Origin of the sequence: Rhodococcus indonesiensis (assembly GCF_047782815.1) — a bacterium.
Taxonomy (GTDB): Bacteria; Actinomycetota; Actinomycetes; order Mycobacteriales; family Mycobacteriaceae; genus Rhodococcus; species Rhodococcus indonesiensis.
In genome coordinates this window covers 5,277,918-5,300,338 of the sequence record NZ_CP180630.1, presented here as the reverse complement: position 1 = coordinate 5,300,338, position 22,421 = coordinate 5,277,918, and the positions used below count along the sequence as shown (strand labels likewise).

Here is a 22,421-nt window from a genome sequence, read left to right as displayed (position 1 = left end):
GGACTTCAGAGGACTTTGGACAGGAAGGCGCGGGTGCGTTCCTGGGTGGGTCGGTCGAGAACCTGCGCGGGCGGCCCCTGTTCGACGACGACGCCGCCGTCCATGAACACGACGGTGTCGGCAACCTCACGCGCGAAGCCGATCTCGTGGGTGACGATCACGAGGGTCGCGCCGTCGCGGGCCAGGTCGCGGATCACCTCGAGCACCTCGCCGACCAGTTCGGGGTCGAGCGCGGAGGTCGGCTCGTCGAACAGGATCACGGCCGGGCGCAGCGCGAGTGCGCGGGCGATGGCGACGCGCTGCTGCTGCCCACCGGACAGCTGTTTGGGGTAGTCGTGGATCTTGTCGCCGACACCGACCCGGTCGAGCAGTTCCCGGGCGAGCGTCTCGACCTCGGTGCGGTCGCGGCGCTGCGCGGAGATCGGCGCCTCGACCACGTTCTCGAGCACGGTCAGGTGCGGGAAGAGGTTGAAGTTCTGGAACACGAATCCGATACGCGACCGTTGACGGAGGATGTCCTTCTCTCGCAACTCGTGCAGCTTGCCGCCCCGGCGGCGGTAGCCGACGAGTTCGCCGTCGATACGGACCGTGCCGCGGTCGACCTTCTCGAGGTGGTTGAGGGTGCGCAGCAGGGTGGACTTGCCGGAGCCGGAGGGGCCGAGGATCACCGTGACCTCGCCCTTGCGGACTTTCAGGTCCACACCCCTCAGGACCTCGAGGGATCCGAACGACTTGTGCACGCCCCGGACGTCGACGGCATACGTGGTGGGGTCGACCGGCGTGGTCATCGGGTGGCTCCCCGGGGTGCGGCGATACCCGAGTCACGGATCTCGCGGAACTTGCCGACGGTCTTCTGCCAGGGGGTGAGCGGGAGGGCGCGGGACGAGCCGCGCGCGTAGTGCCGCTCCACGTAGTACTGGACGATCGACAATGCGGTGGTGAGCACGATGTACCAGACGGTGGCCACCATGAGCAGGGGCACGACCCGGCCGTTGCGGCCGAAGACGACCTGCACCTGGTAGAACAGCTCGGCGATCGCCATCGTGGAGACGATCGAGGTGCCCTTGAACAGGCTGATGACCTCGTTGGCGGCGTTGGGCAGAATCGATCGCATGGCCTGCGGCAGAACGATCTTGAAGAACTGCCGGCGACGAGGGATGCCCAGCGCCTGCGCCGCTTCGATCTGGCCGTGGTCCACGGAGATGACGCCGGCGCGGATGATCTCCGCCGAGTAGGCGGCCTGATGCAGCGCCAGGCCGATCACCGCGGCGGTGAAGCCGGAGATCACGCCGGTGACCTCGAACTCGAAGAACGACGGTCCGAACGGGACACCCAGCGACAGCGTTCGGTACAGGTACGCGATATTGAACCAGAACAGCAGCTGCACGATGAGCGGGATGGATCGGAATGCCCAGATGTACACCCAGGAGATCACCTGCAGGACGGGATTCCTCGACAGCCTGCCGACGGCGAGCAGCACGCCGAGCCCGAATCCGAGAACCGTTCCCCACACGGTGAGTTCGATGGTCACCACCAGGGCCGAGAGCACGGACTGTGCGGTGAAGTACCGAGCGAACGTCGCCCAGTCCCAGCCCGGGTTGGTAGCCAGGCCGTGCACGAACTGCGCCACCAGGACGAGGGCGAGGGCGGCGACCAGCCAGCGCAGCGGGTGGCGGGCGGGGGCGACGACCAACCCTGCGTCGTCGGGCTCGGCGGTGCTCGCCGGCGCGGGACGGATCCCGGTCGGCGCGCTCACGCCGACCCACCGGGGAAAGCGTTCATCGGGTAGTACCTTTCACGGATCTCGGGTGAGTGATCGGCGTGCACACCGGGAGGGCGGGGCGCGTGGACACCACTCTCGCCCGGCGGGGTCCTGCTCGTCACGGATTCCGATCCGATTGATTCGAACCCGGCTCCGGACCCGAGCAGTCCGCGGGATACTGCACCCCTGAACGACCGAATGTCACACGGGTTCGATCTACTCGAACCCGTGTGACATTCGGTCGTGTGCAGCAGCGGTGGGCGGGCGTGGGGCTAGCCGATCGGCACCCGCGTCGTCTCCGGCAGCGCCGGTTCCTCGGTCGCGCGTGCATAGACGGTCTCGCCGGGTGCGAGACCGAGAGCGCGTGCGTCACCGCGGGTGACCTGCGCGGTGAAGTCCTCACCGGTCGCGGAGTTGCGCAGCTCGACGCGGACCTCGAACCCGAGGTGCACGACCCGCTCCACCGTCGCGCGGGTGACACCCACGGACCCGGTGGCGTCCGCGTCCCGGGCCGAATCGAATTCGCGGCCGAGACGGATGTCGTGCGGCCGCACCAGCTTTCCGTTCAGCTTGGAGACATTGCCCAGGAACGACATCACGAAATCGTTCGCGGGCCGGTCGTACAGGTCCTGCGGGGTTCCGACCTGCTCGATGCGGCCCCGGTTCATCACGGCGATTCGGTCGGCGACGTCGAGCGCTTCCTCCTGATCATGGGTGACCAGCACGGTGGTCACGTGCACCTCGTCGTGCAAGCGCCGCAGCCACGTGCGCAGGTCGGCGCGCACCTTGGCGTCGAGCGCGCCGAACGGTTCGTCGAGCAGCAGCACCTTGGGATCGACGGCGAGGGCGCGGGCCAGGGCCATGCGCTGGCGCTGGCCGCCGGACAGCTGTGCCGGATAGCGTTGCTGGAACCCGTCGAGCCCGACGATGCCGAGCAGTTCGTCGACGCGACGGCTGATTTCGGTCTTGGGCCGCTTACGGATCTTCAATCCGAACGCGACGTTCTCGCGGACGGTCATGTGCTTGAACGCCGCGTAGTGCTGGAAGACGAAACCGATGTCCCGCTTCTGCGGGGTCACGCCGGTCACGTCGTCGCCGCCGATGCGCACGATGCCGTCATCGAGGGTTTCCAGTCCGGCGATGGACCGCAGCAGCGTCGACTTACCCGAGCCGGAGGGTCCGAGCAGCGCGGTGAGCGATCCGGACGGGATCTCGATGTCGACGTCGTCGAGGGCCGCGAAGTCGCCGTAGTTCTTTCGTGCGCCCGTGACGGTGATCATCTGGTACTCCTCTTGCGGTCGAGCAGGGTCATCAGCAGCAGCACGATCACGGCGATGGCCATGAGCAGGGTCGCGGCGCAGTAGGCGCCGAAGGTGTTGTGGTCGTCGATGTAGCGGGAGTGCACCAGCAACGTCAGGGTCTGGGACACGCCGGGGAAGCCGGACGAGACCATGATGACGGCCCCGAACTCGCCGAGCGCGCGGGCGACAGTGAGGACCACGCCGTACGTCAGGCCCCACCGGATCGAGGGCAGGGTGATGCGCCGGAACGTCTGCCAGCCGTTCGCGCCGAGTGTCGCAGCGGCCTGCTCCTGTTCCTGGCCGATCTCGTGGAGCACCGGTTCGACCTCGCGCACGACGAACGGCAAGGTGACGAAGATCGTCGCGATCACCATGCCGGGTAGCCCGAATATCACCTTGAATCCGAGGGATTCGACACCTCCGAACCACCCGCCGGCACCCCACAGCATGATCAGGGCGACACCGACGACGATCGGTGAGACGGCGAACGGTAGGTCCACCACGGCTTGCAGCAGCCCGCGACCGCGGAACCGGCCGCGCACGAGCGCAAGTGCGACGACGACACCGAACACGACGTTGACGGGCACCACGATGGCGACGATCAGCAGCGACAGGTTCAACGCCGAGATCGCCGCGGGCGTGCTGATCGACTGGAGGAACGCACCCACACCGTTCTCGAATGTGCGGTAGAGGATCACCCCGATCGGAACGAGCAGCAGGACCAACAGGTAGCCGAGTGCGATCGTCCGCAGCGAGATTCGCGTCCACGGGGAGACCTTCATCGGTCCTCCTCCTCCCGGCGCAGTCTGCGTCCGGCTGCCAGGCGCAGCACGAACAGCACGACGAAGGCGATGAGCAGCAGCGCCACGGACACCGCGGCAGCGTTCACCGGGCGGTCGATCTCGATCTGCTGCTGGATGTACTGCGACGCCACCTGGGTCTCGTACGGGATGTTGCCGCCGATGAGCACGATCGATCCGTATTCGCCGAGGGCGCGGGCGAACGCGAGCCCGGCACCGCTGACGACAGCCGGGGTCAGCACGGGCAGTACCACGGACCGGAAGACGGTCAGGTTGTTCGCGCCGAGGGACGCCGCGGCCTCTTCCACCTCTCGGTCCGCTTCGAGGAGCACCGGCTGCACCGAACGCACCACGAACGGCAGCGTCACGAATGCCAGCGCGACGACGAGCCCCGGCTGGGAGGCGTTGAGATGGATCCCGATCGGGCTCTCCGGCCCGTACAGCGCCAGGAGCACGATGCTCGCCACGATGGTGGGCAGCGCGAAGGGCAGGTCGATCAGGGCATTGACGAACTTCTTGCCCGGGAACTCGTCGCGCACCAGTACCCACGCGATGAGGGTGCCCATGACCACGTTGACGACCGCGACGATCGCGGAGACGACCACGGTGATCCGCAGCGTCGCCAGCGCGGCCGGGGCGGTGACGGCGTTCCAGAAGCCACTCGGGCCGTCGGCGAACGCGTCGGCGGTCAGCGCCGCGAGCGGCAACAGAACGATGACGGACAGCCACAGCACGGACACTCCGATGCCGAGCGGTCCGACCGTGCCGGTGGCTGCGCGCAGCGGAGTGCGGCGGCGCGGCGCCGGGGCGGGAGCCGGCATCGGTCCCACCCCGGTGGCGCTGTCGGTGATACTCACTGTCCGGGCTCTACTTCGTGGCGTTGTCGTAGATCACGGCGATCGAGCCGGTCTCGGCCTTGAACAGCTGCTCGTCGACAGCCTTCCAGCCGCCCAGGTCCGCGATCGTCCACAGCTTCGCCGGCTGCGGGAAGTCGGCCGCGAACTCCTCCGCCACCGCAGGGTCGACGGGCCGGAAGCCCGCCTCCGCCCACAGGCGCTGTGCCTGCGGGGTGTAGAGGAAGTCCGCGAACGCCCGTGCCTTCTCGGCGTTCTTCGAATTCGTGAGCACTGCAGCCGGATTCTCGATCTTGAAGGTGGTGGGTGGGGTGACGTGCTCGACCGGGTCGCCGTTGCGCTCGATGAACAGCGCCTCGTTCTCGTAGCTGAGCAGCACGTCGCCGGAGCCCTGCAGGAACGCCTCGGTGGCCTCGCGACCGGACTTGGGCTGGATCTTGACGTGCTCGTTCACGAGTGTGGTGACGTAGTCCAGACCCGCCTGCGGGTTCGCGCCGCCGTCGCTCTTCGCCGCGTAGGGGGCGAGCAGGTTCCACTTGGCCGAGCCGGAACTGAACGGGTTGGGCGTGACGACCTCGAGGCCGGGCTGGAGCAGGTCGTCCCAGTCGGTGATGTTTTTGGGGTTGCCCTCGCGCACCACGATCGTCACCACCGACCCGAAGGGAATTCCGTTGTACGGAACGGAGTTCCAATCGGCCTCGACGAGCCCGGCGTCGACGAGACGGGTGATGTCCGGCTCGACGGAGAAGTTGACGAAGTCCGCCTCTGCGCCGTCCTTGACCTTCCGGGACTGATCGCCGGAGGCGCCGTAGGACTGCTGGAACTCGACGCCCGCACCCTCCTCGGTGGCCTGGAAGGCGGGGATCAGCTTGTCGAATCCGGGCTTCGGCACGGCGTACGCGTACAGGTTGATCGTGCCGCCGGAGCCGTCGCCGCTGCTCTCACCTCCGCCCACGGTGTCGCTGGATCCGCCGGAGCACGCGGTCAGCACGGTCGCGCCGAGGGCGGCGAGGGCGGTGACGAACAGACCCGAACGTCTCTTCATGAGGTGATGCCTTTCCTGCAGGAGTGTCTCTGTGCGAGACCGGGGGAGGGCCGGACACACCGGTTCGAGGAGACGCTCCGCAGGACGGACGAATGTGGTGGAGACGTGGACCCGAACGAGTCGGACCGACGAATGTCACGCCGGACGGGGCGACGCGACTCCTCGGCAACCGGGGGCGGCAACGATGCCGCAAGGGTTGGTGACGGGAGTCAGCGACGACAGTCGACGTCGGCGACCGCGCGCACGCCGACAGCGATCAGCGCCAGTTCATGGCGGACGCGAGGCACGGCGGTAGCGGACACGCGGCAGACTCTAGCAGAGGCGCTCGGCCTGTCCGACTGTGTCGTCCGGAAGCGCGCGCAGTCCGATGACGCGACCGCTGCTCCCGCCGCCCACCGCGTCCACGGCCTCGCCGAGGAGCAGGCAGCCGGCGAACACGACACCGCCGACGGTGAGCACGGTGGCGTACATCTTGTCGATCACGATCTGCCTCCCGGCGGGTTCGATGGGGTCGCGAGTGGTCGTGCTCCAGCGTGAAGTGGGGTCGGCGTCCCGAACTGTCCGGAATCTGGACAGTGCCGGTGTCAGGGCGTCGTCCGCGCGCCCGGGGAGCCCTCGCCGCCCTCGGCCGCGGCGACCCCGAGCATCAGCCGCGTGATCTCCTCCCGGTCCGACCCGCCGGGCAGACCCCAGCCGGGCTGGTAGCCGTACATCTCCGCGAGGGTGATCGCGCGACGGTTGCCGTCCGCCACCTCGATGTCGGTCGGGGTGATGAGACCGGGATGCGCGACGCCGCAGGCCTCGGCCAGCTTGAACATGTCCCGGCGCAGCGCCCGGATGTAGTTGGCGGCGCGCACCGACTTCAGCTCGACGTCGAGTCCCCGCTCCAGCCACGGGTTCTGGGTGGCGACGCCCGTCGGGCACCGGTCGGTGTGGCACTTCTGGGCCTGGATGCAGCCGATCGCGAGCATCGGCTCCCGCGCGATGTTGACCATGTCGCAGCCGAGGGCCATCGCCACCACCGCGTTGTCGGGCAGTCCGAGCTTGCCGGCGCCGATGAACGTCACGTCGTCGCTGAGACCGGCCTCCGCGAACAGCTTGTAGACCCGGGCGAAGCCGCTGCGGAAGGGCAGCGAGACAGCGTCGGTGAACACGAGCGGCGCCGCACCCGTGCCGCCCTCGCCGCCGTCGATCGTCACGAAGTCGACGCCACGGTCGGAGTTGCACATCGCGTCGACGAGGTGCTGCCAGAACACCATGTCGCCGACCGCCGACTTGATGCCGACCGGCAGCCCGGTCTCGTGGGCGAGCAGCTCGATCCAGTCGAGCATGCTGTCGACGTCGTGGAACGTGGCGTGCCGCGACGGGCTGACACAGTCGCGACCCTCCGGGATGCCGCGGATCTCGGCGATCTCGGGCGTCACCTTCGCCCCGGGCAGCAGGCCGCCGAGGCCCGGCTTGGCGCCCTGGCTCAGTTTGATCTCGATCGCCCGCACCGGTGCCGACTCGACGACGGCCTTCAGCCGGGCCAGGTCGAACCGGCCCTCCGCGTCGCGGCAACCGAAGTACGCGGTGCCGATCTGGAAGATCAGGTCTGCCCCGTTGCGGTGGTAGCGCGACAGGCCGCCCTCGCCGGTGTTGTGCAGGCACCCGCTGGCGGCGGCGCCGCGGTTGAGGGCCGTGACGGCGGCCCCGCTCAGCGAGCCGAAGCTCATGGCCGAGACGTTGACGATCGACTGCGGCCGGAACGCCTTCGCTCGTCCGCGGGCGCCGCCAAGGATCTTCGCCGACGGGATCTGCAGCTCCTCCCCGGCGTGCGGCGCCGCCGACGGCGGGGTCTCGGAGAACGTGCGGTGTTTGATGATCGTGTAACCGTCGGTGTATTCGACGTCGTTGTCGGTGCCGAAACCGAAGGTGTTGTTCACGAGCTTCGACGACGTGTACACCCAGCGGCGCTGATCGCGCGTGAAGGGACGCTCCTCGTCGTTTCCAGTGGTGATGTACTGCCGCAACTCGGGACCGACCGCTTCGAGCAGGTAGCGGCCGTGCCCGACGACGGGGAAGTTGCGCAGCAGCGCGTGGCGTCGCTGCAGCAGGTCGTACGAGGCGACCGCGGCCATCGCCGCGGCGGGAAGTCCGAGGGCTTTCGACCACTTCATGAGGCCACCGTACGACGCTGCCGCCAGGCCTGCCGACCTTCGCGAGCCGGCTTCGTGGGCGCAGCGACGAGTGCCCGGCGGAGGTGCATCAGGGTCCCGGGGCCCGTTCAGCCGACGGTGTGCCGGGCGGCAGTGCGGGAGTGACCGGCGCGGAATGCCGCCGGTGACGCCCCGTAGCGCCGGGTGAACGCCTGCCGCAGCGTCTCGGTGGTGCCGAATCCGCAGCGGGCCGCGATCGCCGTGACCGGCAGCGACGTGGTGGTGAGCAGGACCGCGGCGGCCTCGAGCCGGACCCGGCGGACGTAGCGGGCCGGGGTGTCGTGCACGTGGTGCAGGAACACCCGGGTGAGATGCCGCTCGCTCATCCCGGCCCGTGCGGCGAGCGCCGCGGCCGACAGGTCGCCGCCGAGGTGGGTGGTGATGTGGTCGACGAGGCGCCGCATGCCGCGGTCCTCCGGTTCGGGCACCGTGGTGAACAGGCTCATCTGGGCCTGGTTTCCCGGTCGCTGCAGGTAGGTGACCAGGGCGCGGGAGACGTGGCGGGCGAGGTCGGGGCCGTGGTCCTCCTCGACGAACGCGAGGGTGAGGTCCAGGGCGCTGGTCACCCCGGCGGCGGTCGCGACGTGGCCGTCGCGCACGAAGATGGGTGTCGGATCCACCTGCACCTGCGGGTATCGCGCGGCGAGGTGAGCGGCGAACGCCCAGTGGGTGGTGGCGCGGCGGCCGTCGAGCAGGCCCGCGGCCGCGAGGACGGAGGCGCCCGTGCACACGGACGCCACCCGGCGGCTGTCCCGCGCCAGGCGGCGCACGTGGCCGACGAACCGGGCGTCGTCGGCCACGTCGACGTGCCCGAAGCCGCCGGAGACCACGAGGGTGTCGAGTGCTCCGACGAGTCGTTCGAGCCGTCGCTGCCCGGCCAGCACCAGTCCGGTGTCGCAGGTGATCGCGGCCCCGCCGGGGCTGGCCAGCTCGACGCGGTACGGCGGGGCGGCACCGAACCGGTTCGCCGCCGCGAACGTCGTCGTCACGCAGGCGATGTCGAGCAACTCCGCCCCGTCGTAGCCGACGACCACCACGAGTCGTTCGTCCACACCGTCGACCGTAACCCCCGGAACGGGCCGATCGCGGTGTGTCCGGCGGACAGGGATCCCAAATTTCCGGACCTGTCCGAGATCGGGCCTCGTCCGGCCGGATCCGGCCGCCGATCGTGGAGGGATCCGCTCACCACTGCTCCCGGGAGATGACATGGATTCGACGACGATCGTCACCACGGCCCACCCCGCACCGCGCCGCTCCGCCGGCCCGGCCCTGCTCCTGCAGCGCTGGCCGACGGTGGCGGCGCTGGCGTTCGCGCTGTTCGGCACGCCCGCCGAGGCGAGCGTCGACGTGCTCACCGAGATGATGATGCTGCTGCCGTTCCTGTATCTCGTGACGGCCGTGCTGGGCCGGCCGCGTGCGGTGTGGGTGGTGTTCCTGGTCTCCTACGCGGCGTGGTTCGTGCTGCGGGCGCTGGACGTGGTGCCGTCGACGGCGCTGATCGGCGCCGCGGCAGCGGTCGTGGTCGTCGTGGGTGCGGTGCGCGGACGGCTGCGCGATCGCCGGTTCCTCGTCCAGGTGGCCGGCATGGCCGCGTTCGGGGCGCTCGGTCTGGTGGCGCTAGCGGTCGATCCGGATCTCGCCCGGTACCTCGTCGCGGCGGGATGGTTCCTGCACGGCGTGTGGGATCTCGTCCACCATCGGTTGCGGAGCACGGTGGACCGGTCCTTCGCCGAATTCTGTGCCGTGCTCGATTTTGCGGTCGCCGCCGCGCTGGTCCTCGTGTGACGCACCGGCACTGCGCTCACCGGGCGCGCAGCCGCAGCCGCGTGTAGGTGAACGTCGCGTAGACGATCCCGAGGAGGAGCAGCATCCCGGCCGAGAGCAGCCACCACGACGTCGCGTGCTGCCACAGCACGTCGGCCTCGGCGGTCGGGTCCTTGGCACGCAGGTCGGTGGTCGAGGCGGTCGCGGCGTAGCCCCACCGCGACGGCGACAGCCACGACAGCTGGGCGAGCACGGCACGCCCGGTGATGGGGATCAGGCCGCCGCTGAGCACGAGCTGCACCATGACCGTCACGACGAGCAGCGGCATCACCTGTTCGCCGGACCGGGCGACGGCCGACAGGGCCAGGCCGACCACCACGCACGCACATGTGGTCAGGGCGATGTCGACGACGAGTTCGACACTGCCGGAAGGGATCACGCTTCCGGTGCCGGGGCTGCCCTTGCCGATCAGGACGACGAGGACGAGCACGAACGACTGCACGATCGCGGCGGCGCAGAACACCACGATCTTCGCGATCAGGTACGCCGACGGTGCGAGCCCGGCGGCGCGTTCGCGGTGGTAGATCATCCGTTCGCCGACGAGGTCCCGGACGGTGAGCGAGGAGCCCATGAAACAGGCCCCGAGGATCAGCAGGATGAGGATGAACGCCAGTTCGCCGGGTTCGGCGCCCGGGCTGGGCGGACCGAATCCGTCGCTACCCGGCACCAGGATCGACAGCCCGCCGAGGATGAACGGCAGCAACGACAGGAAGATCAGGTAGCCGCGGTCCGCGCGGATCAGCCGCATCTGCCGCCGCGCGACGGTGCTCAGCTGCCGGCGACGGGAGGTGTGGGCGGGCCGGCCCAGCGGGCCGGGCGCGGCGGCGGGTGGGTGGTCGACGGTCGCACTGCGGGCGAGGTGCTCGGCGTACACCGCATCGGGTTCGGCGGCGACGCGGGCGAAGATCTCCGCCCAGTCGGAGCTGCCCAGCGCGGGTCCCACCTCGCCGGGCGGCCCGACATAGGCGGTCTTTCCCCCGGGCGCGAGCAGCAGCACCTGATCACACAGTTCGAGGTAGGACAGCGAGTGGGTGATGACGAGGACGACCCGGCCGGAGTCGGCGAGGCGGCGCAGCGTGGTCATGATCTGCCGGTCGAGCGCCGGGTCGAGGCCGGAGGTGGGTTCGTCGAGGATCAGCAGCGACGGTCCGGTGAGCAGTTCGAGGGCGACCGACGCGCGTTTGCGCTGCCCGCCCGAGAGGCGGTCGACCCGGGTGCCGGCGTGCTCGGTGAGCTGGAGTTCGCCGAGTACCCGGGCGATCACCTCGTCGCGGTCGGCACGGGTGGTGTCCGGTGGCAGCCGTAGTTCGGCGGCGTAGCCGAGGGCCTCACAGACGGTGAGCTGCCGGTGAAGCACGTCGTCCTGGGGAACGAGGCCGATCCGGGAGCGCAGCGCCTGGTATTCGGCGTGCACGCTGTGGCCGTCGAACTCCACGACCCCATCGGTGGGGCTGCCGGTGCCGGAGACGATCTTGGCCACGGTGGACTTGCCGGCGCCGGAGGGGCCGATGACGGCGGTGAGCGTGCCGGGCGGCGCGGCCAGGGTGACGTCGTGCAGCAGGCGCCGGCTCCCGTCGATGGTCAGCCCGACGGCGCGCACGCGCAGGCCGTCGGTGGTGGCAGCCGCCGTCTTCTCCCGCGGGACGAGGGTGCCGTCGTGGACGACGAGGTCGGTGTTGCCGATCGTCACGACGTCGCCCTCGGCGAGGACTGCGTGGTCGATCCGGGTGCCGGCGACGAACGTGCCGTTGACGCTGCCGAGGTCCTCGATCTCGAGACCGGTCGGCCCGGTGCGCAGGGCCGCGTGATGGCGGGAGGCCAGGACGTCGTCGACGACGATGGCATTGTCGGCGGCCCGGCCGATCGACACGTCGCCGGTGCGGGGCGCGCGCCGGGGCCGGCGTCGCGCGCCGCGGGTCTCGCCGGCCCGGACCGCGGTCAGCTGGTCGAGCAGGCCCCCTCTGCGTTCACGGGTCGCCTCGGGTTCGGCGACGGAGATCCGGACGTCCGGTCCCTCGGCGCGGTCGCCGATCCGGGCGACGACAGTTCCGGTGACGCGGATCCGCTCGACCCGGCGGCCGTCGACGAAGAGCCCGTTCTTGCTGCCGGAGTCGACGAGATACCAGCCGTCCTCCCACTGCAAGAGCGCGTGTTCGCGGGAGACCACGGGGTGCTCGAGCGTGACGTCCATCGATCGGTCCCGGCCGATGCGCACTGTCGTTCCGGGGTCGTAGCCGGCGCGGCCGCCGTCCCATTCGAGCAGGACCTGCGCGTGCCGGGTGTCCACGTCGTCCATCGTCTCGGCCTTCCGTCAGCCGTGTCCGCTCGCACCGACGTGCGGTTCTCGACCGCCCACCGACGATTTCCGACCGCTCGTCGCGTCGCGCGCCGGTGGTCGTTCGACCTCCGATTCTCCCACTCCGGGAATGCCCAGGCCAGGGCGCGGCTGCGGCCGCGACGGGTGTGGCCTGTCCGATTTGACATGCGGTTGTGTGGCCCAGGACACTACTGACAGACCGCTTACCGACCGAGCGATCGGTCGTGGTGGTGGAAGGCCCCGCAGTCGAGTGGAAGGAACTGCGTCGTGACGTCCGAGATGCGCCCCTGGACCGCGCTCTACCCGAACGGACTCGCCCCCGAGCCGGTGGTGCCGTTCGTCTCCCTGGTGGACGCGTGGCGCGCCCGTGTGGACGCCGATCCCGACGGCAAGGCCATCGCCTACTTCGACGGTGTGCTGACCGCCCGCGAGACCGACGAGCTCTCCGACGCTCTCGCCGTCGCCTTCGCTGCCCGAGGGGTGCAGCGCGGCGACCGCGTGGGCATCTACCTGCAGAACGTCCCCCAGTACGCGCTGACCCTGCTCGCGTTGTGGAAACTCGGCGCCGCGGCGCTCGTGCTCAACCCCATGTACCGCAGAGCCGAGCTGCGCCGCCTCGTCGACGACGCCGAGATCGTCGGCATGGTGTGCGCCGACACCGCCGTCGCGGAGACCGCGGACACCGTGCGCGACAGCTCGGTGCGCTGGATCGTCAGCACCAGCGACCTGGACTTCCAGAGCCGCGACGACGCGCGGGTCTTCCCGACGACGGACCGTGCCGTGGCCGCGCCCGACGGCGACCTCGTCGAGCTGATCGAGCAGTACCGGGGCCGGCGGCCGTCGCCCGTCGAGATCACCGGCGACGACGTCGCGTTGCTCGCCTACACCTCGGGAACCACCGGACCGCCGAAGGGCGCGATGAACTCCCACGCCAATGTGCTGGCCGTGGCCACCACCTTCGGCTCCTTCGTCGGCCTCACCGACGGCGACGTGGTGTTCGCCGTCGCCCCCCTGTTCCACATCACCGGCGCCGTCATCAACGCCACGCTGGCGCTGGTGCACCGAACCACCCTGGTCTTCGCCAACCGCTTCAATGCCGAGGTCGCGCTCGAGGCCCTCGTCGAGCACAAGGTCACGTTCACGATCGGCTCGATCACGGTGTTCAACGCCCTGTACGAAACCCCCGGCGCCGACGCCCGCCACTTCGCGTCGGTCAAGACCCTCTACTCCGGCGGCGCACCGATCCCGCCCGCGACCGTGGAGAAGTTCGAAGCGAAGTTCGGCAAGTACATCCACAACGCGTACGGCATGACCGAGACCTCCTCCGGCGTCATCGCGGTGCCCCCCGGACGGCGGGCACCCGTGGACCCCGCCAGCGGCACCCTCGCGATCGGCGTCCCGCTGCCCCTGATCGATGCGCGCGTCGTCGACGCGGACGGTGCCGTCGTCGAACCCGGCACGCAGGGGGAGCTGGAACTGGCCGGCCCGCAGGTGATCTCGGGGTACTGGCGCAAGCCCGAGGCATCCGCCTCCACCCTGCCCGGCGGACGGCTGCGCACCGGCGACGGCGCGATCATCGATCGGCACGGCTGGGTCTATCTGGTGGACCGGCTGAAGGACCAGATCAACGTCTCCGGCTACAAGGTGTGGCCGCGCGAGGTCGAGGACGCCCTCTACGAGCACCCCGCCGTGCACGAGGCCGCCGTCGTCGGTCAGCCCGACGACTACCAGGGCGAATCCGTGGTGGCGTTCGTGTCGCTCGAACGCGACGCCCACGCCACCGAGGGCGAACTCGTGGACTTCGTCCGCGACCGCCTCGCCGCCTACAAGCGGCCCCGGCGGGTCCACATCGTCGAGAACCTCCCCAAGACCCAGACCGGCAAGATCCGGCGCAGCGACCTGCGCGACCGCACGATCCCCACCCCGACCACCTGACGATCCGCCCCTGGCCCGACCCCCTCCTACCGACCTCCTACCGACCGAATGTCACACGGGTTCGGTCACATCGACCCGATGTGACATTCGGCCACTGCTCCCGCGAACGAAAAGAGACACGACGTGAACACCGACGTCCGGAACCCCCGGGATGCGGTCGACACCGCGCCCACCCTGGCCTCGAAAAAGAAATCGCTGTTCGCCAGCGCGGTCGGCAACGTACTCGAGTGGTACGAGTGGAGCGCCTACGCGGTCTTCGCCCCGTTCATCGCCGCGGTGATGTTCAACAACTCCGATCCGATCTCCGCGCTGCTGTCGACGCTCGCGGTCTTCGCCGTCGGCTTCCTCATGCGTCCCCTCGGTGGCATCGTGTTCGGCCGCATCGCCGACCGGCGGGGCCGCAAGTTCGTCCTCGTCACCACGATGCTCATGATGGCGGCGGGCAGCCTCGTCATCGGCATCATGCCCACCTACGAGTCCATCGGTGCCTGGGCGTCGCTGATCCTGCTCGCCGCGCGGATCATGCAGGGCTTCGCCCACGGTGGTGAATCGGCCACCGCCTACTCGTACGTCGGCGAGATCGCCCCGCCGCATCGTCGCGGCATGTGGGGCAGCGTCGCCTTCATCGCGATCTTCGGCGGCTCGGTCCTCGCCTACAGCATCGGCGGCGTGGTCACCTCGTCGCTCTCCGAAAGCGCTGTCGCCGAATGGGGTTGGCGTATCCCGTTCCTCATCGGCGCCTGCCTGGCGCTGGTCGCCCTGTACCTGCGCCGCAGCATGGACGAGAGCGACGTGTTCGACGCCCAGCAGGACGACCAGCCGCGTATTCCGCGCAAGACCGTCGTCCGCGCGATCCTGCTCATGATCGGCATGACCTCCGGCATCACCGCCGCGCACTACACCTGGACGTCGTACGTCTCCACCTACGCCATCACCCAGCAGGGCATGGATCCCGACGTGGCCTACTGGATGTCGGTGATCGCCCAGTCGATCGCGCTGATCTCCCTGCCCTTCTGGGGCATGCTGTCGGACCGGATCGGCCGCCGTCCCATGCTGTTCGCGTTCGCCGGCCTGATGCTCGTGCTGCAGCTGCCGCTGACGATGATGATCTCCTCGGCCGGATGGACCCTGCTCGTCGCGACGACGGTCGCGCTGCTCGTGGTGTCCGTTCCCGCGTCGGTGCTGTCGGCGACGCTGTCGGAGAGCTTCCCCACCCGGCTGCGGACCCAGGCGATCGGCTTCGCGTACTCGTTCTCGGTCGCGGTGTTCGGCGGCACCGCCCCGTACCTGAACCAGCTGCTGATCGGCCGGGGTATCGGGTGGGCGTTCAGCGTGTACATCATGGTTCTGTGCGTGCTGACCGGAGTTGCCTGCATCTTCATGAGGGAGACCAAGGGCATCCGCCTCGAGCACGCCTGACGGCTCGTCCACTGCGCCCCACCGGCCGTCGTGCCGGTGGGGCGCAGTCGCGTCCGCGACCGCCTCCCTGTCGATACGCTGGGCCTGCCGCGACGGGGCCGACCCGGTTGCGGTGACGCATCCGGGTGGGCGAGGAGGCGGCGTGCAGGCACATCCCGGTCCGCAGGTGCTCCCCGGCGACGGCCTCACCGGTGGCGAGGCCGCCGCGCGGCTGACCCGCGACGGCCCGAACCAGCTCCCCGCCGCGCGACGGGTGCCGTGGTGGCGCAGGCTGGTCGCGCAGCTGACGCACTTCTTCGCGCTGCTGTTGTGGTTCGCCTCGGCGCTCGCGTTCGTCGCGGGCATGCCGGAGCTGGGCATCGCCGTGATCGTGGTGATCGTCGTCAACGGCATCTTCGCCTTCGTCCAGCAGGAACGCGCGGAGAAGGCCGCCGAACGTCTCGGCGAGCTGTTGCCCACCACCATCGTGGTGCGCCGGGACGGGGCGCTGCGCACGGTCGACGCCCGCGACCTGGTGGTCGGCGACGTCGTCGTGCTCACCGGCGGTGACCGCGTCCCGGCCGATCTGACCCTCGTGGTCGCGGGCCGCTGCACGTTCGACGAATCCACCCTCACCGGGGAGAGCGAACCGGTACTCCACGAAGCCGGCGCGGTCGTGTTCGCGGGCACGTTCGTCGCCGAGGGCGAATCCGAGGGCGTCGTGACCGCGATGGGTGCGCACACCCGCCTCGCCGGCATCGCCGCCCTGACCACCTCGGTGCGGCGCCCACCCGGTCCGCTCGATCTGGAGATCCAGCGGATCGTTCGCACGCTCGCCTTCGGTTCCGTCGGCGTCGGTACGGTGTTCTTCGCCGTGTCGCTCTTGGTAGGGATCTCCTGGCGGGACGCCTTCCTCTTCGCGGTGGGAATCACCGTCGCTCTGGTGCCCGAGGGACTGCTGCCCACGGTGACGCTGTCGCTGGCGATGGGGGCGCAGCGCATGGCGAAGGACAACGCGCTGGTGCGCAACCTCGAGGCCGTCGAGACCCTCGGTGCGACGACGTTCGTCTGCACCGACAAGACCGGCACGCTCACCCAGAACCGGATGAACGTCGTCGAGGCCTGGACCCCGGCCGGGACGGTCACGGTGCGCGGGGAGGGGTATGCGCCCACCGGCGAGGTGACCGGCCCGGAGCCCGCGGTGGCGGCCGCCGCGACCGCGGGTCTCGCCGGTGCCGCCGCGTCGAAGGGCGGAATCACCCTCGACGACGAGTGGCGGGCGGTGGGTGACCCGATGGAGGCCGCGATCGCCGCGTTCGCGGCTCGTCTCGCCGGCCCCGACGTGCAGCCGGGACCGGTCACCCGCCGGTTCGTGTTCGACCCCCGACGCCGCCGGGAATCGGTGATCGTGGACGGGCGACTGCTCCTCAAGGGCGCACCCGACGCGGTGCTCCCCCGCTGCGCCGAGACGGGTGAGCTGATCGACCGCGCGGAGGAAGCGCTCGCGGACATGGCGTCGCGGGGACTGCGGGTGCTCGCCGTCGCCCGCCGGACCCTGACCGACCCCGGCGCGGTCACCGACCCCGATCTCGCCGAACGCGACCTCGAACTCCTGGGCCTGCTGGGCATGGAGGATCCCCCGCGGATCGCCGTCCCGGCCGCGCTGCGGGCCGCCCGCGGCGCCGGCATCAAGGTCGCGATGCTCACCGGTGACCACCCGGAGACGGCCCGCGCCATCGCCCGCGAGATCGGTCTGCTCGGGCCTGAGGGCAAGGTGGTGCAGGGCAAGGATCTGCCGGACGACGATCAGCTGCTCGGTGCCCTCCTCGATCGCGACGGCGTCGTGATCAGCCGGGTCTCCCCGGAGCAGAAGTTGCGCGTCGCGAAGGCCCTGCAGGACCGCGGGCACGTCGTCGCGATGACCGGCGACGGCGTCAACGACGGGCCGGCCCTGCGGCAGGCCGACATCGGGGTGGCGATGGGAGAGAGCGGCACCGACGTCGCCCGCGAGGCCGCGGACCTGGTGCTGCTCGACGACGACTTCGCAACCATCCTCACCGCGGTCGAACAGGGCCGGGCCACCTATGCCAACATCCGCCGCTTCCTCAGTTACCACCTGACCTCCAACGTCGCGGAACTGACGCCGTTCGCGCTGTGGGGGCTGTCGGGCGGGCAGTTCCCGCTCGCCCTGGGGGTGCTGCAGATCCTGTGCATCGACATCGGCACCGATCTGTTGCCGGCGCTGGCCCTCGGCGGCGAACCGCCGAGCCGGAACACGCTGAAGCGGCCACCGGAGCGCCGGCACCTCGTCGACCGGACCCTGCTGGTCCGGGTGTTCGGGGTGCTCGGCCCGACCGAAGCGATCGTCGAGATGAGTGCGTTCCTAGTCGCGCTGCTCGTCGCGGGCTGGCGCCCAGGTGGCGAATTTCCCACCGGGACGGCACTTCTCGCTGCCTCCGGTGCCGCGTTCGCCGCGGTCGTCCTGGGACAGGTGGGTACCGCGTTCGCCTGCCGCAGCGCGACCCGGCCGCCGTGGCAACTCGGGTGGGGCTCGAACCGGTTGCTGCTGTGGGCCGTTCTCGTCGAGCTCGTCGCCCTCGTCGTCTTCCTGGGAGTCGTCCCGGTCGCCGACGTGCTGGGCCATGCAGTCCCCCCGTTGGAGGCTCTGGGCGTCGCGCTGCTGGGCATCCCCGCGGTCCTTGTTGCAGACTTCGTGTACAAGGCGGTCCGTGGCCGCCGGTGAGTGCGGTGCGTCTGTCATCGCCGCACCGGGGGATTGCGGGGCCGCGGCTCCGGGTATGCCCGGAACACCGTTCGTCGATGATCGGAAGGGACCGGCCATGACCACCCCCTGCCTGACTACACCGGACCTGACCACACCGGACCCGGATACCGAGCCGGGCTCGCCCGAGCCGGCCCCGCCGATCCCGCCGACGCCCCCGCCGCCGTCCCCGTTCCCGCCGGAACCGAATCCGGTGCCGACTCCACCGGAGCCGCAACCGCCGTTCCCGCCCGAACCGGATCCCGAGCCCTCGCCTCCGCATCCGGAGCGGCCCTTCCCCCAGATCCCCGACCACGCGATGTGACGACCTCGCCGGCGGCGAGAGAAGGAGAGCAGGTATGTCGAGCATGTTCGGCCGCACGTTGCTCGGAACGACCGCGGCGACCGCTGCGACAGCAGTGGCTGGATCGATTGCCTCGCGAGACGTGGACACGCGCTGGTACCGGCGGCTGCGCAAGCCGTCGTTCCAGCCGCCGAGCGCGGTCTTCCCCGTCGTGTGGACGGCGCTGTACGCCGACATCGCGGTGAGTTCCGCGGTGGCGATCGACGAACTCGAATCGGAGGCGCGGGTCGACGAAGCCACCTACTACCGGGCGGCCCTCGCAGCGAACCTCATGCTCAACGCGTCCTGGTCGTGGGTGTTCTTCAAGGCGCACCGGCTCGTTCCGGCGACGGTGGTCGCCGGCGCGCTCGCGGTGAGCAGCGCCGACCTGGCGCGCCGCGCCGCGCTCGCGAAGCCGGCGGCGGGGGCCGCGCTCGGCCCCTACGCGGTGTGGTGCGCGTTCGCCACGGTTCTCAGTGGCAGGATCGCGCGGCTCAACTGACCGGGCGGCGACGTCCCGGAGATCCCTCGAACCGGGACCTCCGGGACGGATGCGTCGCCCGGTGGTTACCGCTGGGCTGCAATGCGATTGCGCATCGCCTCGAGCCCTGCGACGACGACGATCGCGATCACCACGTGCATCAGTGACAGGGTGATCGTGCTCGGCGCGTCGAAATCGGCGACGATCGTCGACGCGATGGTGCCGAGCGCGGCCACCGCGCCGACCACCTCGGCGACGCGGATGATGCCGAACCAGCGCAAGCTGAGCAACGCCGCGAGACCCAGGCCCACGGTGAGTGGGACGACGGTCATGACGAGAACGCCACCCGGGGCGGCGCTTTCGACGGTGTCGCCGTTGGTGAGCTCGAACGTGCCGCCGGCGGCGAGACCGACGAGCCACAGCGCGACGTTGACGACGAGTGCCACGACGACCGGGACGAGCACCGCCGTCGGACGACTCAGCGAGAAGGCGGGCAGGGTCGCCGTGGCGGTGTGATCGAGGGGCTTGACAACACTCATGATGTCCTCCGGAAGGGCCGATGAACTGACGTCGCCCATCGTTCAACCTCGAGTCGACTCGAGGTCAAGCCTTTCTGCACGAGTTACGCGGCCGCCACCGCGCACCAGTCCACGGTGACCGAGCGCGCACCGGAATGCGCGAGCATGGAACGCACCGGGCCGCCCAGGCACAGCTGCCGGTCGAGTTCGCGCCACTCGGCGTCCGGGTCGCGGTCGTCGGAGGTGCCCACGAGAATCTCCGCCGGCTCGGTGCTGCGCGCACCTTCCATCAGGAGCCGTTCCTCGTCGACGATCCGAACGGGCACGTCGTCCGATCCGGCCACGTCGCCGATGAGCAGGGCAACGTAGTCGGCGTCGTCGTCGGCATCGTGATAGGCCAGCAGGCGGCCGCGGACGGTGTCCGAGGCGAGCCGCCGATCGAGAGTCAGCCCGGACTGCTGCGTTCCCGCCGCGACGGCACGCAGGCAGCGCGGCAACGTCACCCGTCGTGAGGTCCAGCTGAAGAAGGCCCCACACCCCGTGTCCATGACACTCGCTCCTCCTCGGTACGTCCGGGCGAGGTGGTCCCCGGTTCTGTGATCAGTGTGCGCCGGGGGTCCGACATGTTCCGGGAGTGCCCGAGCTGGTGCCGGAGCAGGTTCAGGGCGTGGTGCTGAGCGAGCCGGACGGAGGCGGCATCGGTGTTCAGGGCACGAGCCGTGTCGGTGATCGACAGGCCACACGCGATGCGCAGGTGCAGCACGGCGCGGTAGCGGTGCGGGAGGGCAGCGATCAGCGTCGAGGGTCGTGTCGCCGCCTTGTCCGTCGTCACCGCCTCGTCCGTCGTCACCGCGTGCGTCCTCCTCCGTCCGGTGCGGGACATCGTGTCGCGACCGGTGTCCCGGACGGAAGGGACCGGTGTCCCGATCGCGCGGGCGCCCGGCGTCTGCTGTGATGCACTCGCGACACGACGCACCCGGGAGGCTTCCGTGAGACTCACCACCGAGGACATCGAGCGGATGACCGCGACGCTGTTCCTGTCCGAGGACGCCCGGCCACGGTCGCGGCGCGCGACGTTCTGGACCCTGCTCGTGCTGGCCTCGGTCATTGCCTCGGCGGGCGTCGTCGCGGACTCCACCGCCACCGTCATCGGCGCCATGATCGTCGCTCCGTTGATGACGCCGATCGTCGGGACGGCCCTGGCGGTGGTGCTCAACGACCATCGCAATCTGGTCGCCTCCGCGTTGCTCGTCGCGGCGGGAGCGGCCGCGGTGGTGGCGACCGGATACGCGGTGGGCCTGCTCGACCCTCTGGATGTGCTCGCCGAGAACAACAGCCAGGTGGCAGGCCGGGTCGCACCGCGGCTGATCGACCTCGTCGCGGCCCTGGCCACGGGCGCGGTCGGGGCGTTCGCATTGGTGCGGCGCGATGTGTCCGACGCCCTGCCCGGGGTGGCGATCGCCATCTCGCTGGTGCCGCCGCTCGCGGTGGTAGGCCTGACCCTCGAGTCCGACGCGCCGCGGCAGGCCGGTGGGGCGCTGTTGCTGTTCGCCACGAACGTCGCGGCGATCGTCGCCACCGGCACGCTGGTCTTCCTGTTCTCGGGTGTGCGCGGGGCGGCGCGGCGCGCCGGTCGCGAGGTCGGGGACCTGCGCGGCCTCAGCCTGCTCACGGTGGTGGCCGCGGTGGTGGTCGTCGCGGTGCCGCTGGGTCTGTCCAGCGCCCGGGTGATCCGGCAGGAGACGCTGAAGGCCGACGTCGCTCCGGTCGCCGAGCGGTGGGCCCAGGAGCAGGGCTGGGCGATCACCGACATCGGATTCCGGCAGTCCGTGCTCTGGATCGAGGCGCTTGGCCCGCCTCCGGAGGCGGACCCGGCGACGCTGCGTGACGCCCTGGACGAGGCCGGTCTGCGCGACGTCGACGTCGAGATCACGCTTGTGATCGGCGGAACGCGGCGCCTGCCCGGCGGGTAGCGGCCGTGGTCAGCACACGATCGGCCGGTCTGCGGACGGGTCCAGCGCGGCCAGCACGAGCTGCTCGGCGACGGGATCGTAGGGGATCGAGACGTGGTCGGCGGTGTTCGCCGGGCACACGTCCTGCAGCAGGATGTTCTGGGCGCCGGGTCCGGTGAGGAACGACGCTGTGTAGGGGATGATCACCTGGTCGTATCTGGTGGCGACGACCGTGTACGAAACCCCTTCGACGGTGTCGCTGCCGGCGTTGAGCGCGGCGAGCACGGCGTCCTGCGCGACGGACGGCGGTCCGAGCGACGGATAGTTCGCCGGCGCCAGCCCGACGATCCGGCTGGTCCTGTCCGCCCCGCCGAGGAACCGCACGTACCACCGGGGGACGGCGCCGCCCTTGGAGTGACCGACGATGGACACCCGCTCCGCCCCGGTTTCGGCCAGGACGGTATCGACGAACGTCGCCAGTTCGCCGGCGGCGTCCGGGATCGGCTCGCGCGCCTTGAACGGCTCGCCCGGCGCTGCCCCGTAGTCGAGCGCGAACACGCAGTACCCCTCGGTCTTCAGGGCCGGTGCCAATCCGGCCCAGTTGGCGTAGGAGTTCTCGAGGAAACCGTGGACGAGTACCACCGGCTCGGGGTGCTCCGGCACAGGCACGCAGTCGAAGTCGTTCGTCCCGGCCGGGACGACACCGGGATGCGCGAGCGAGTAGGCGAGCGCGGCGCCGAAGGTGCTCTGCGACGGTCCCGTCGGCTCGTCGGCGGAGGCCGGCGGACTCGCGACGACACTGCTGCCCAGCACCAGGAGACCGGCGACCGCGAGTGTGCGGATCATGACGCCGATCATGCACCGTCGAGGTGCAGGCGGGGGACGGAACGAGCGGAGGGGGAATACCGGCGAGCCCCCACCGTTCGTATAGT

The 22,421-nt window shown here is 70.3% G+C and carries 21 protein-coding genes; 7 read left to right on the top strand and 14 right to left on the bottom strand.

Annotation, left to right across the window (positions count from 1 at the left end):
- Positions 1–5: 5 nt before the first annotated feature.
- From ACM26Y_RS24410 to ACM26Y_RS24365, 10 genes are all read right to left on the bottom strand, one after another.
- On the bottom strand, positions 6–788 hold the full coding sequence (locus ACM26Y_RS24410; protein ID WP_416062190.1) for an amino acid ABC transporter ATP-binding protein: 783 nt from the start codon (positions 786–788) through the stop codon (positions 6–8).
- The gene (locus ACM26Y_RS24405) at positions 785–1,756 is read right to left on the bottom strand and encodes an amino acid ABC transporter permease (RefSeq protein ID WP_416062189.1); all 972 of its coding nucleotides are present in this window, start codon (positions 1,754–1,756) and stop codon (positions 785–787) included. The genes ACM26Y_RS24410 and ACM26Y_RS24405 overlap by 4 nt, the downstream gene beginning before the upstream one ends.
- 278 nt (positions 1,757–2,034) lie before the next feature.
- Positions 2,035–3,042, bottom strand: coding sequence for a sulfate/molybdate ABC transporter ATP-binding protein (locus ACM26Y_RS24400; protein WP_416062188.1), 1,008 nt, complete (start codon positions 3,040–3,042; stop codon positions 2,035–2,037).
- A complete protein-coding gene (gene cysW / locus ACM26Y_RS24395) occupies positions 3,039–3,845 on the bottom strand; it encodes a sulfate ABC transporter permease subunit CysW (RefSeq protein ID WP_010594194.1) in 807 nt (268 codons plus the stop codon). Before cysW ends, ACM26Y_RS24400 begins: the two co-directional genes overlap by 4 nt.
- Entirely contained in the window at positions 3,842–4,684 is an 843-nt protein-coding gene (cysT, locus tag ACM26Y_RS24390; RefSeq protein WP_416063746.1) for a sulfate ABC transporter permease subunit CysT, read from the bottom strand. Before cysT ends, cysW begins: the two co-directional genes overlap by 4 nt.
- Before the next feature lie 46 nt (positions 4,685–4,730).
- Entirely contained in the window at positions 4,731–5,762 is a 1,032-nt protein-coding gene (locus tag ACM26Y_RS24385; RefSeq protein WP_416062187.1) for a sulfate ABC transporter substrate-binding protein, read from the bottom strand.
- Between the two features lie 209 nt (positions 5,763–5,971).
- The gene (locus ACM26Y_RS24380; protein WP_368681482.1) at positions 5,972–6,049 is read right to left on the bottom strand and encodes an Ms4533A family Cys-rich leader peptide; all 78 of its coding nucleotides are present in this window, start codon (positions 6,047–6,049) and stop codon (positions 5,972–5,974) included.
- Positions 6,050–6,074: 25 nt separating this feature from the next.
- A complete protein-coding gene (locus ACM26Y_RS24375; protein ID WP_371382720.1) occupies positions 6,075–6,245 on the bottom strand; it encodes a hypothetical protein in 171 nt (56 codons plus the stop codon).
- 101 nt (positions 6,246–6,346) lie between these two features.
- Positions 6,347–7,921: an FMN-binding glutamate synthase family protein gene (locus ACM26Y_RS24370; RefSeq protein ID WP_416062186.1), complete on the bottom strand. Its 1,575-nt coding sequence runs from the start codon at positions 7,919–7,921 to the stop codon at positions 6,347–6,349.
- A 107-nt stretch (positions 7,922–8,028) separates the two neighbouring features.
- Positions 8,029–9,012 (bottom strand): GlxA family transcriptional regulator, encoded by a 984-nt coding sequence (locus tag ACM26Y_RS24365; RefSeq protein WP_416062185.1) that lies wholly within the window; start codon positions 9,010–9,012, stop codon positions 8,029–8,031.
- Between the two features lie 154 nt (positions 9,013–9,166).
- Here ACM26Y_RS24365 and ACM26Y_RS24360 point away from each other — a divergent pair, with 154 nt between their 5' ends.
- Positions 9,167–9,745: a hypothetical protein gene (locus ACM26Y_RS24360; protein ID WP_416062184.1), complete on the top strand. Its 579-nt coding sequence runs from the start codon at positions 9,167–9,169 to the stop codon at positions 9,743–9,745.
- Positions 9,746–9,761: 16 nt separating this feature from the next.
- Here the strand turns inward: ACM26Y_RS24360 and ACM26Y_RS24355 are convergent, their stop codons facing one another.
- Positions 9,762–12,080 (bottom strand): FHA domain-containing protein, encoded by a 2,319-nt coding sequence (locus ACM26Y_RS24355; RefSeq protein WP_416062183.1) that lies wholly within the window; start codon positions 12,078–12,080, stop codon positions 9,762–9,764.
- Positions 12,081–12,368: 288 nt separating this feature from the next.
- On the opposite strand from ACM26Y_RS24355, the gene ACM26Y_RS24350 reads away from it, so the two are divergent.
- The 5 genes from ACM26Y_RS24350 (at position 12,369) to ACM26Y_RS24330 (ending at position 19,040) form a co-directional block, all read left to right on the top strand.
- Positions 12,369–14,036 carry a class I adenylate-forming enzyme family protein gene (locus tag ACM26Y_RS24350; RefSeq protein WP_416062182.1) on the top strand — a complete coding sequence of 556 codons (1,668 nt, stop codon included), beginning with the start codon at positions 12,369–12,371 and terminating at the stop codon, positions 14,034–14,036.
- A 123-nt stretch (positions 14,037–14,159) separates the two neighbouring features.
- A complete protein-coding gene (locus tag ACM26Y_RS24345) occupies positions 14,160–15,455 on the top strand; it encodes an MFS transporter (protein ID WP_416062181.1) in 1,296 nt (431 codons plus the stop codon).
- Between the two features lie 142 nt (positions 15,456–15,597).
- Positions 15,598–18,177, top strand: coding sequence for a cation-translocating P-type ATPase (locus tag ACM26Y_RS24340; RefSeq protein ID WP_416062180.1), 2,580 nt, complete (start codon positions 15,598–15,600; stop codon positions 18,175–18,177).
- 97 nt (positions 18,178–18,274) lie between these two features.
- A complete protein-coding gene (locus ACM26Y_RS24335; RefSeq protein ID WP_152975371.1) occupies positions 18,275–18,520 on the top strand; it encodes a hypothetical protein in 246 nt (81 codons plus the stop codon).
- 34 nt (positions 18,521–18,554) lie between these two features.
- Positions 18,555–19,040, top strand: coding sequence for a TspO/MBR family protein (locus tag ACM26Y_RS24330; protein WP_416062179.1), 486 nt, complete (start codon positions 18,555–18,557; stop codon positions 19,038–19,040).
- Positions 19,041–19,105: 65 nt separating this feature from the next.
- Here the strand turns inward: ACM26Y_RS24330 and ACM26Y_RS24325 are convergent, their stop codons facing one another.
- Both ACM26Y_RS24325 and ACM26Y_RS24320 read right to left on the bottom strand, forming a co-directional pair.
- Positions 19,106–19,558: a DUF6069 family protein gene (locus ACM26Y_RS24325; RefSeq protein WP_289379434.1), complete on the bottom strand. Its 453-nt coding sequence runs from the start codon at positions 19,556–19,558 to the stop codon at positions 19,106–19,108.
- A gap of 83 nt (positions 19,559–19,641) precedes the next feature.
- Complete coding sequence (locus ACM26Y_RS24320) at positions 19,642–20,085, bottom strand: hypothetical protein (RefSeq protein WP_289379433.1); 444 nt, start codon at positions 20,083–20,085, stop codon at positions 19,642–19,644.
- 441 nt (positions 20,086–20,526) lie between these two features.
- On the opposite strand from ACM26Y_RS24320, the gene ACM26Y_RS24315 reads away from it, so the two are divergent.
- A complete protein-coding gene (locus tag ACM26Y_RS24315; protein WP_029540012.1) occupies positions 20,527–21,510 on the top strand; it encodes a DUF389 domain-containing protein in 984 nt (327 codons plus the stop codon).
- 9 nt (positions 21,511–21,519) lie between these two features.
- Here ACM26Y_RS24315 and ACM26Y_RS24310 read toward each other — a convergent pair whose 3' ends face one another.
- Entirely contained in the window at positions 21,520–22,347 is an 828-nt protein-coding gene (locus ACM26Y_RS24310) for an esterase/lipase family protein (RefSeq protein WP_416062178.1), read from the bottom strand.
- Between the last annotated feature and the right edge of the window lie 74 nt (positions 22,348–22,421).